The sequence below is a fragment of the Pedobacter sp. Hv1 genome, from assembly GCF_001412215.1.
GTDB lineage: Bacteria > Bacteroidota > Bacteroidia > Sphingobacteriales > Sphingobacteriaceae > Pedobacter.
The window spans coordinates 18,723-31,724 of the sequence record NZ_LLWP01000006.1 but is presented as its reverse complement, the minus strand read 5'-3'; the positions used below and the strand labels follow the sequence as shown (position 1 = coordinate 31,724).

The 13,002-nt window shown below is 39.2% G+C and carries 3 protein-coding genes; 1 reads left to right on the top strand and 2 read right to left on the bottom strand.

Annotation, left to right across the window (positions count from 1 at the left end; all coding sequences use genetic code 11):
* Together AQF98_RS13930 and AQF98_RS13925 are read right to left on the bottom strand one after the other, a co-directional pair.
* On the bottom strand, window positions 1-5,120 hold a 5,120-nt coding region (locus AQF98_RS13930; RefSeq protein WP_152969721.1), incomplete at its 3' end, for a DUF11 domain-containing protein.
* 20 nt (window positions 5,121-5,140) lie between these two features.
* Window positions 5,141-9,619 carry a hypothetical protein gene (locus tag AQF98_RS13925; RefSeq protein ID WP_055132584.1) on the bottom strand — a complete coding sequence of 1,493 codons (4,479 nt, stop codon included), beginning with the start codon at window positions 9,617-9,619 and terminating at the stop codon, window positions 5,141-5,143.
* A 388-nt stretch (window positions 9,620-10,007) separates the two neighbouring features.
* On the opposite strand from AQF98_RS13925, the gene AQF98_RS13920 reads away from it, so the two are divergent.
* Window positions 10,008-13,001 (top strand): two-component regulator propeller domain-containing protein, encoded by a 2,994-nt coding sequence (locus AQF98_RS13920; RefSeq protein ID WP_055132583.1) that lies wholly within the window; start codon window positions 10,008-10,010, stop codon window positions 12,999-13,001.
* The last annotated feature ends 1 nt before the right edge of the window (window position 13,002 follow it).

Sequence of the window (13,002 nt, the reverse complement as noted above, 5' to 3'; positions counted from 1 at the left end):
ACTGCAGTCCATGTACCAGTAACTCCCGCTGGAAGTGTATTGGTAACCCTTGCTCCAGTTACATCACTTGGGCCTACATTACTTGCTACAATAGTATAAGTATTTGTGGTACCAGGAATATATTGAATTTTACCATCGGTATTGGTGATTTGTAGATCTGCAACACTATTCTGTGTATCGGTATCTGTTGCTGTATTGTTGGCTGGAGTTGGATCGGTTACTCCTGCTGGTGCGGTAACAGTTCCAGTATTTACAAAATTACCTGTATAGCTACTTGGTACACTTACCACATAAGTATAAGTTATAGTTGAACCACTCGGCATATTAACCGATTGATTGATACTGTTAGTACCATTAGCTGTACCTGTAGCACCTCCTGCATAAACTGCAGTCCATGTACCGGTTACACCGGCTGGTAAAGTATTGGCTACTGTTGCAGCTGTAACATCACTTGGTCCATCATTGGTAACCACCATGGTATAGGTATTGGTAGTACCAGGGATATATTGAGTTTTACCATCAGTGTTCGTAATCTTCAGATCAGCTATACTATTTTGGGTATCAGTATCTGTTGCAGTATTGTTAGCTGGAGTTGGATCGGTTACTCCTGCTGGCGTTGCAACTGTAGCAGTACTTACCATATTTCCTGTACGGCCAGATGGAATTGTCATCACCACAGTATAAGTAATTTGGCCACCAGACGGGATATTAACTGTTTCACTGATACCACCTGTTCCGTTAGCTGTACCTGTTGCACCACCGCTATAAACTGCAGTCCAACTGCTGGTAGAAATACCCGCTGGAAGTGCATTTACAACAGTTGCTCCAACTGCATCACTTGGTCCAACGTTTTGTACCACTACAGTATAAGTATTGCTTGTACCTGGCACATATTCAAGTTTGCCATCTGTATTGGTAATTTGAAGATCTGCAATACTATTTTTTGTATCGGTATCTGTTGCGGTGTTGTTGGCTGGTGTTGGATCGGTTACTCCTGCTGGTGCAGTTACAGTTCCCGTGTTCACAAAGCTACCTGTATAACTACTTGGTACATTAACTACATAAGTATAAGTAATGGTCGAACCTGAAGGCATATTAACCGTTTCGCCTATGCTGTTGGTACCATTAGCTGTTCCGGTTGCACCACCGCTATAAACTGCAGTCCATGTACCAGTTACACCTGCAGGCAAAGTATTTGCTACTGTTGCTCCAGTTACATCACTCGGACCCGCATTGGTAACCACCATAGTATAAGTGTTCGTAGTACCTGGTATGTATTGCGTTTTGCCATCAGTATTGGTAATCTGAAGATCGGCTGTGCTATTCTGTGTATCGGTATCTGTTGCGGTATTGTTAGCTGGAGTTGGGTCAGTTACACCAACTGGAGCGGTAACAGTTCCTGTATTTACAAAGTTTCCAGTGTAGCTACTTGGTACACTTACAACAAAGGTATAGGTAGCTGTAGCACCACTTGGTAAATTAACTGTTTCTGCAATACTATTACTACCATTGGCATTACCAGTACCTCCACCAGTATAAACTACCGTCCATGTACCAGTTACACCGGCAGGTAAAGTATTGGCAACTGTTGCACCAATTACATCACTAGGCCCATCATTGGTAACCACCATGGTATAAGTGTTGGTAGTTCCAGGAATATATTGGGTTTTACCATCGGTATTGGTAATTTTTAGATCAGCTATACTATTTTGGGTATCAGTATCTGTAGCAGTATTGTTAGCTGGCGTTGGATCGGTTACTCCTGCTGGTGCAGTTACGGTAGCCGTATTTACAAAATTACCTGTATAGCTACTTGGTACATTAACCACATAAGTATAGGTAATGGTTGAACCACTTGGCATGTTAACCGATTGATTGATACTGTTGGCACCATTGGCAGCACCAGTAGCACCTCCTGCATAAACTGCAGTCCATGTACCAGTTACACCGGCAGGTAAAGTATTGGCTACGGTTGCAGCTGTAACATTACTTGGTCCATCGTTGGTAACCACTATGGTATAGGTATTACTTGTTCCAGGAACATACAATGTCTTTCCGTCGGTATTGGTAATTTTCAGATCAGCAATACTGTTCTGGGTATCGGTATCTGTAGCGGTATTATTTGCTGGGGTTGGATCGGTTACCCCTGCTGGCACAGCCACTGTTGCTGTATTTACAAAGCTACCTGTTGTTCCACTTGGTACATCAACCACATAAGTATAGGTAATGGTTGAACCACTTGGCATGTTAACTGATTCGGAAATACTGTTTGTTCCGTTAGCCGTACCAGTTGCACCACCTGTATAAACTGCAGTCCATGTACCTGTTACACCTGCTGGCAGGGTATTGGTCACAGTTGCTCCAGTTACATTACTTGGTCCATCGTTGGTAACGACCATGGTATAAGTATTACTTGTTCCAGGTGTGTAATTGGTTTTACCATCTGTATTGGTAATTTTTAGATCGGCAGTACTATTTTGTGTATCGGTATCTGTTGCTGTATTATTGGCAGGAGTTGGATCGGTTACACCTGCAGGAGCTGTAACTGTACCTGTATTTACAAAACTACCTGTATAACTGCTTGGTACACTTACCACATAAGTATAAGTAATAGTTGAACCTGAAGGCATGTTAACCGTTTCAGCTATGCTATTGGTACCATTGGCCGTTCCGCTTGCTCCTCCAGCATAAACTGCTGTCCATGTTCCTGTAACACCGGCTGGTAAGGTGTTAGCCACCGTTGCACCAGTTACATCACTCGGACCTGCATTGGTAACCACCATGGTATAGGTATTACTTGTACCTGGTATATATTGTGTTTTACCATCTGTATTGGTAATCTGAAGATCAGCAGTACTGTTCTGTGTATCTGTATCTGTAGCCGTATTATTAGCTGGGGTTGGATCAGTGATACCTGCAGGAGCTGTAACTGTTCCTGTATTTACAAAACTACCTGTATAATTACTTGGCACACTTACTACAAAGGTGTAAGTAGCTGTAGCTCCGCTTGGCAGATTAACTGTTTCTGAGATACTGTTGGTACCATTGGCATTACCAGTACCCCCACCTGTATACACTACTGTCCATGTACCAGTTACACCTGCTGGAAGTGTATTGGCAACGGTTGCTCCGGTTACATCACTTGGCCCATCATTGGTAACCACCATGGTATAAGTGTTCGTGGTACCAGGAATATATTGGGTTTTACCATCAGTATTGGTAATTTTTAGATCTGCAGTACTGTTTTGGGTATCGGTATCTGTTGCGGTATTGTTAGCCGGGGTTGGATCAGTTACCCCAGCAGGCACGGCCACTGTTGCTGTATTTACAAAGCTACCTGTATAACTACTTGGTACACTTACCACATAAGTATAAGTTATAGTTGAACCACTTGGCATATTAACCGGTTGATTGATACTGTTTGTACCACTGGCAACACCAGTAGCACCTCCTGTATAAACTGCAGTCCATGTACCAGTTACACCGGCAGGTAAAGTATTGGCTACGGTTGCAGCTGTAACATTACTTGGTCCATCATTGGTAACCACCATGGTATAGGTATTCGTAGTACCAGGAATATATTGGGTTTTACCATCGGTATTGGTAATTTTTAGATCAGCAGTACTGTTTTGGGTATCGGTATCTGTTGCTGTATTGTTAGCTGGTGTTGGATCAGTTACTCCAGCAGGTACAGCCACCGTTGCTGTGTTTACAAAATTACCTGTGGTACCACTTGGTACGTTAACTACATAAGTATAGGTAATGGTTGATCCACTTGGCATATTCACCAATTCAGAAATACTATTTGTTCCATTAGCGGTACCTGTTGCACCACCAGTATAAACCGCGGTCCATGTACCAGTTACACCTGCTGGCAAAGTATTGGTTACTGTTGCTCCAGTTACATGACTTGGACCATCATTGGTAACCACCATGGTATAGGTATTACTTGTACCTGGAACATATAATGTCTTTCCATCGGTATTGGTAATTTTTAGGTCGGCTGCCGGAACTGGGGTTAAAGTTATCGTCGAACTGTTATTTGGCGCTACTGGATCTTGTGGGTGATTGCTACTTGCAGTATTTACATAATCGCCAGCTGGTCGGTTTGCGACAACCTTTGCCGTAATATTTAATGTTTTTTCGTTAGCTGCACCAACTGTTAAAATACCAACAGACCAAGTACCTGTTGCCGGAACATAGGCTCCAGCCCCATCATCACTTACATATTGAAAACCTGATGTTAATAAATCTGAAACGACTACTGGAGCAGCATCACCAGCACCTAAGTTTCTTACCTTAATTTGAAATATAACATTATCACCTTCTTTTGGTGATGAATTATCTACTGTTTTAATTACCCTAATATCCGAAGTTTGTAAGTTTACAGGAGTTGGAGTGTTATAAAATAGAGGTGTTTTGGTATTATCGCCGTTATTCGGACTTGTATTATTATGAGATACATCTGTTACGTTAACCGCATCTGGTGTATCTGTTATCGCTGTTGTTGTGGCCGTATTGTTATAAGTGGCATAGTTTCCATTTACATTTACATTAATGGTAAAGCTAATACTTGCATAATATGCTGTACCACTTGCCGGGGTTGGCATTCCTACTAATGAACTCGTTGCAGGAAGCAGTAGGTTCTTATCTGTGGTTCCGTTAAAAGCTGTATTCACAGCAATTGCCCCAGATCCATTGGTTGTACTTGAGCCAAGTTTCGTAACCACACCTACCATCGTAAATGTTGCTGGAGCAGGGAATGTTGCAGCCAGATCATCAGTAATCTGGATCGTTTTTAAAGCGATCCCACTATAATTTCTTACCCTAAGTGTATAAGTAATATTATAGGTTCCATTACTTTGAATAACTGGAGTTCCAACTGTTTTAGCCAAACCAATCATTGGGAAAATAACAGGAGTTTCGTCTCCATCCAGTCGAACGATTGTTGTACCAGAATTGGAAATATCGGTAACCTGAACGTTCCCTGGTGCTACCGCAGTTACAGTAGCTGTATTTTTTGAGTTATAGGTTACCTGCGCACTTGCATTGCCCCTACCAATTAGCATGAATAGCAACACCGTTGCTGTATACTTTAAAAATAATTTTGCGATCTTCATTTTATACAGTTCTCCAGTGATTATAAGATTACGTTAACGACAAGGGTAATGGTCTCTTCTTGACCTACAGCTAGACTTGAAGCTGCTGGGCTTAATAAGTTTTGATCGGCACTACCATTAAATGTTGGATTAGCAGTTAGTGAACCTGTTGCACTTAAACTTACTTTACTAAATGTTTTAGGAGAAGGGAATGTCAAATTCAATTGATCCTTCACTTGAACAGTACTCAGAGGAGTTGTACCTGTATTTCGAACTTTAAAAGTAAAAGTTACATTGTAGCTACCATTTGCTTGCTGTACAGGTGTACCTGCAGATTTTGCAATGGCCACTTGACAATCTTCTATCGTTACTGTGATATCATCTTGATAAGTTATACATGGACCATTAGAGGTCGTCCAACGGAAAACATAAGTACCCATTTGCAAACCACCAACTGTTGCATTATTAGCATTTGCAGAACTAAATACCGGATCAACACTTCCTGCTGGTTTAGAGAAAGTTGTCCAAGTTCCAATACCCGAAGTTGGTGCAATTGCAGCCAGTTGAACTGGAGAATACAAGCAGAAAGATGCTGTAGCTGGGCCTGCATCTGCCACACTTGGTGGATCAAATACTGTAATTTTTACATCATCTTCGGTACTACAACCACTCGCATTGGTTACTTTCCATTTAAAGATATAAGTGCCCTTAACTAAATTGCTAACAGTTGCAGTTGGATCAGTTAAGCTACTAAATGTTGGTGCATTTGGTCCACTTACTACAGACCAAGTTCCAGTACCTCCTACCGCAGCAGCAGCCGTTAAAACCTTAGTTCCAGTACCACCAATTGCAGCTGTACATACCTCTGAGTCTAAACCTGCATTTGCCGGATTAGGACTAACATCGGTAACGTTAACACTTACATTCTGTGAAGAAGAGGCACAAACTCCGTTTGCAATGGTCCATTTAAAGATATATGGATTTCCAGGTGCAACATCTAAACCTGATATGGTTGTAGTTGGCGAGTTTGGTGCATTGATTACGATATTACCTGGATTGGTACCACCACTTACATAAGTCCATGTACCTACACCAATTACTGGAGTTGTACCTGTTAATACCACACCACCCTGACAAGCATTGGTTTGAGCTGGCATAGGCTGGGCAGTTGTTGGTGGTAAGTATACTGTTATTCTTACTACGTCATTATTAGATTGGCTACCGCTACAATTTGCATTGGCAACGGTCCATTGTAATATATATACACCTGCAACACTTAAGTTATTAACTGCTGTTGCAGCAGTTGCTGGCGATGCAATAGTAGCAACCCCACCAGAAGGCTGGCTTAAGAAGCTCCAAGTTCCAGTACCCACTACTGGAGTAACCGCTAATAAGTTGGCTGTTGTACCACTTGTAGTACAAAGTTCTTGATCTGCTCCAGCATCAGCGGTTGATGGAGGTCCACTAACAGAAACATTCATTAAATCTGTTGCGTTACCACATCCACCTACAGTTATGGCATATTGAAAAGTATAGTTTCCTGAAGTTAAACCAGAAACGATAGCTGTATTATTTGAGTTTGTGGTAATGGTTACAGCTGGTCCAGCAGTTTGGGTCCATGTACCTGTACTACCATCATTACCTATCAATACTGTACTGGTTACATTACATAAAGTTTGATCTGCACCTGCTTTGGCAGATTGACCAATAGTAATGGTTACATTACTTGTTGATGGTGCACAATAAGGGCCACTAGTAGCTTTCCAGGTTAAAACATAAGTACCTAGTTTAAGATTGCTTATGGTAGCTGTTGGACTAGAAACATTAGAAAATACTGGTGTGCTTGGTCCACTTACTACCGACCATAAACCTGTACCAGATGTAATTGTATTTGCAGCTAATGTAGCTGTTGTTACATCACAAAGTGTTTGGTTTGTACCGGCAATAGCTGTTGTAGGCGGTTCGCCAATATTATACGTAATCTCGGCTGAGCTACTAGAACAAGCACTGTTACTAATGGTCCAACGGAATTTATAACGAGCCTCAATTAAACCAGTAACATTGGCCGTATTGTAACTTGTTGGATTATTAATTACTGCACCACCTGGGCCTTCAATTTGTGTCCATAAGCCTGTCTCATTCGCTGCTGGCTGATTCGCCAATAAACTTAAAGGAGCTAAACTACATATATTTTGTTGTGGAGCACCAGTTATGGAAGCCACTGTAGTTGGTCCGGCAATGGTAACTACTACCGTATCTCTTGTAGGTACACATGTACCTCTTTCTAATTTCCATTCGAATGAATATGTACCTACCACTGCTCCTGTTACTGCAGTATTAAATAAACTTGCATTAAATGTTGGTGTGTTAGGTGCTCCAGGCAATAAAGTCCAAGTTCCTGTTTCCCCACCAGAAGGTGCATTTCCTGCTAGATTAAAACTTGTAGTAGCAGCAGTATAACACATATTTGCACCAGCAATGGCTTGCTTAGGACCATTTGTATTGTCTGTATTAATGGTTACATCGTTAAAAATACTTCCACAAGCATTGCTAATTGTCCATCTTAATACATAAGTTTTATTGGCTACAAATCCAGTAGCAGTTGCTTTTGGATCATTTACATTAGAAAATGCAATTGTACTTGCAGGGGCAGCTGGAGTTTGCGATACAACAGACCATGTTCCTGTTTCACTTCGTTCTGGCACATTGGCATCTAATTTAATCGGTGTACCAAAACAAGCATTAATGGTAGAACCTGCATTCACCACAGTAGGTAGTGATGCAACAATTACCCTTGCATCATCTTGTGTATTGGTACAACCAATTCCACCCGTTACAATCCATCTAAAAATATATACACCACTTACCAAGTTTGAAATAGCAGTAGTATTTAAAAACTTATTGGCAATAACGGCTGTATTCGGACCACTTACCTGGCTCCATTGACCGCTACCAGAATCGCCTATTTGAGCATCATTACCAGCTAAGGTTGCATTTAGTGTACCACAAGCTAAAAATTGCGAGGTACCACCAACCGCTTGATATGGTGCTTTTGATACTACAATAGTTAAATCAGCGTAAGCATCAACACAACCACCAGAAGAGTTATCACTTGTTCTTCTAAATCTCACTACATAAGTACCAATTTTATCTAGGCCTATAATATTTTGTATCGAACCCGCCGCCGTCATGTAAACATTAAATGGATGATCGGCTGCAATCTGCGAATCAGCAGGGCCACTTATCAATGCCCACTGGGTTAAATTTCCACCACTTACTGTATAAGGAACTGCCAATTGATTCACTTCACAAGCTAAAATCTGAGGGCTTGTAGGGGTTAATGAAATAGCAGGTGGAACAGTATAGCTGATGCGATAATTTCCGTTAGTTGAACAACCCGTTACCGTATTGGTAATGGTATAAGTAAAATTATAAGTACTACTTCCATTTAAACCTGTAATTGTCGTTGTTGGAGAAGTAGGTGCATCAATGGTTGCTCCAGCCGGGTTACCAGCAGCAGCCGTCCATTGTACGGTTTCATTTGTATATAAAGGTTTAACCCCATTTAATATCGTTGTTGTTCTACCATCACAATAAATCATTGTTGGAGAACCAGCACCAGTTACATCCTGAGAAGGCGGATCAACATTAATCGTTACATCAGCAGAACCATTTCCGCAAGGTCCTACAACTGTCCAACGTACCACATAGGTACCTTGCGATAAATTACTCACCGTTGTAGTATTATCATGAATATTTGCGAAAGTTGGTGTACTTGGCCCGCTAATAAAAGTCCACGTACCTTGTTGTCCAAAGCCTGCCCCGCCATAAGATGCAGAGATTTGTTTGGAAGCTGTTAAAGTATAACAACTTGCACTGAGTGGCGAAACTGCAGTTACAGGAAACACCCCACCTAAGTTCCTTACCTCAATCAAATCTGAAGAAGTACAATTTGTACTTCCATTTTTTATAGTGTATCTAAATACGGTTACTCCACTACCTGTGGCAGGCAATGTTACCGATGCACTTGCTGATGTTGCTGGCGAAGGAACTGGTAAGCTACCACTAATCACTTCCCATAAAGCTGTTTCTCCTGGTTTTAACGGATTACCAATTAAAGTAATTGTACCTGGGCACTCTACCCTATCCGGTCCTAAATTGGCTACGGTAAGGTCTGAAGCTTTGTAAATGGCATCGTCAAATACTGGCGAACCATCTGTACATTTTGCAGTTAATCTAAAGGTATAACTTACATTCTCTAAATAACCAGTAACTGTTGCAGTTGCTGCTCCACCGGCTACAGCAGTAGCAGAAATGGTTACTGCCGGACCTGCAATTTGTGTCCATACAGCGGTTTCAGCAAAACTTCCTGTTGCAGCGCCTGTTAACATAAATGAGGTACCCGGACAAATTACCCTGTCTTGGCCTGCATTAATGGTACAGTTTTGAGCATTGGCGCTAAAAGCACTAATCAGAATTAAACTCGCAACAAATAAATAGATACGTAAAATTTTAATCATAAAAGATATGGTTTGACTAAAGAAGAATTAAAAAATGCTGGTAATTATTATCCGGAACACAACTTTTAATACAATGAAACGTTACTTAGATAAATACGCATTGAAGCATTGATAGGCTCACAATTGGAAATAAAAGGTTTCATGAATTAAGGCGATATTTTAGATAATATATTTTTTCGTAAAATTATCCCCTTTCCCAAAATAAGCTTGTAGTGCGATTTCTACCATTATGTAGTATTTATTCTACAAGATTTATATTCTAAAAAATTGTTCTTTGGGTGGATAAAAAAAATTAAATCCCTTTTTACCCGCTCCTCAATTTATAGTTAAAAAAACTTCAACTTTTTCAACATAAAAGATAGTTTTGTAATTATTACTTTAATTATCTATGCGTTTTTCTCTTGTTCTTTTATTCTTTCTGTTCAACCAGGCCATCGCTCAAGATTATACGCTTGATCATTATACCGATGAAAATGGTCTTCCACAGAATAGTGTAAAATCTATTACTACAGACAATGCTGGTTTTGTGTGGTTGGCCACAGAAAACGGATTAGTGAGGTATGATGGTCAGAGGTTTGTGCTATTCGACAAAAACTATTCTAAAACAAACTCTAACCGCATTACAAATTTCAGGGTTGATGTAAAAACCAACAATTTATATGCAATGTCAGAAAACTGGCAGCTTATTCAGATTAAAGATGGTCATGTTGGTTCATCTCCTTTAGCTTACAACCAAATTTTCAAATTTAAAAACGTCTCAAAAGACGATTATTATTATGCCAATGGTGTTCCAAATTTTCTGGAACAATTTGTAGTTGGCATGCCCTATCTTATCGTAAACGACAAAAATAGTGCATACAGAATTCTAAATGGAACCGTAGAATTTTATAAGAATGAAATTCTAATCAATAAGTTTCCTTTCAATTATAGAGACCAATGGCGGTTTTTTGTGCTGAACAAAAAGCTATATTATATTGATGAGAAAAGAAACCTGACCTGTTTTAATGAAGGTAAACAAGTTAAAGCAAATTTAACAGGAGCAGTAACCAACGAACTCAATAACCTATCGGGAAAATTATATTGGAACTCGTGTACTGGAGATGTTTTTTTAAATGTTAACAATGATTTATATACTTTAAAAATCGATCAAAAAACAGGAAATATTGTTACTGAATGTGTAATCAAACAAATAGATTTTGAAGATCTTGGTATCATATCCATTTATTTAGATAAAACAAGTGGCCACATCTATATGGGCAGTTTTACCAAAGGGCTATATGTTTATAGAAAAAAGAATTTTAGCACTTTAAATCCAGCAAAATCTAACTCGTTAGATCTTTTCTATGCCCAAATACCTTATGGAAAAGATGCTGTTTTATATGCAAATGGACATTTATTTGACAACACCAGTGCAATAACTCGCTTTGATATCCTGAAAAAACACAGCAACAACTATACATTATTGGTAGACCAACATAAAAATATCTGGGCACCAAATGGCATCACCCTTTCTAAATTCTCTCCAGATCTCCAAACTGTCCTTGCCACTTATACCTTTTCACACACCATCAATTCAATTTATCAAGCACCAAATACCGAAATATGGGCGGGTAGCTACAAAGGCATTTATAAATTGGGCAAAGGAGAAAAGAGTTTTACCAAAGTACCAGAACTGGCAGGTATTAATGATGTGAGTTACCTCAAAAAAACCGGGCAAATATTATGGATCGGAACCCATAAGGGAATGTACTATTATAATTTTGCAACTCGAAAAAAGTACAACATTCCAGAATTAGACCATAAAGATATTCGCAGCATTTATACCAGAAAAAACGAAATATGGATTACAACCTATGGAGATGGTTTCTACTTATATAAGGATGGCCAAATTACCCGATTGCCAAACGACAACAATAATTACCTCAATACTTCTCATTGTATTTTAGAAGATCAAAAAGGCTTCTTTTGGATCAGCACCAATAAAGGACTATTTCAGGTTGCAATAACAGATTTGTTGGCATATGCAGATCAAAAGGTAAGCAGCGTATTTTATCTTTATTACAATAGGGCTGCAGGTTTTAATACCAACGAATTTAATGGTGGCTGTCAGCCTTGCGGTTCTATTATGGGTAATGGAAGCTTTTCTTTTCCAAGTATGAATGGAATTGTACTATTTAATCCTTCAAAAATAGTAGCAAACCAGCCTAATCAACCCATGTTTATAGATAAGGTTATTTTAGACAATAAACACATCAGTACAAATGGGACAACTATAGAAATACCAAATGAGTTTAACAGGTTAAACATTTTTTTAGTTACACCTTATTTTGGCAATAGCGAAAATCTAAATTTTGAATACAAATTGTCTAATCAAACACAGTGGACACAAAGTATCGATCAGATTATTTCCTATTCTTCTCTCCCAGCAGGTAAAAATGTGCTCAACATTAGAAAATTGAGTGGTTTTGGACAGGATAATTACACCTATAAAAACATAACCATTGTGGTACCACCACATTTATACCAAACTTGGTGGTTCTTATTGTGTACCATAATTTTAGCCGCATTGTTACTCTATCTTTATATTAAATTAAGGATTAAGATTATCAGGAGAAGGAATATACAATTAGAAGAAAGCATTAGCGAACGCACAAACGAACTGCAAAACACCATTAAGGCCTATGAATCATCACAAAAAAGATTAGAACGACATGGATATTTCCAACGTAGGTTAATTGCTGCAATTGCGCACGATATTAAAAGCCCCCTTAAATATTTAATGCTTACTGGCGAGTCACTTTATAAAAGTTCAACTCCCAGTCATATTGACATGGACGGTTTAAAAGCGATTTATACTTCTTCTTCGCAGATCTATCATTTTACAGAAAACCTCTTAACTTACGCAAAGGGTTTTACCAATGAAGACCTTAATGTGAAAACAACATTTAATTTAAATGCACTGATAGAAGAAAAAATTGCCATTTTTCAGGGAATTGCCAATTCCCAGGGTACTACCATCCATAACTTAATTGATAAAAAGACAACAATAGAAACTAACGAACAACTGTTATCCGTTATTTTACATAACCTGATGGACAATTCGGTAAAGTTTACCCATGTTGGAGAAATAAGCTTTTATTGCAAGGTTGATGAGCATCAAACGAGCATCTTTATTAAAGATACGGGTATTGGAATGAAACCTTACCAAGTGCTTTGGTGTAATAGGATTAATGAAACCGGACAACCTGTAGACTTAAATGATGCACCTTTAAATGCAGGTTTGGGCCTAATTATGGTTAAAGAATTAATTATGGCAATTGGCGGAAAAATTTATGTGGTAGCTACGTTGGGAAGAGGTACCACTGTCGAAATCATTCTATAAA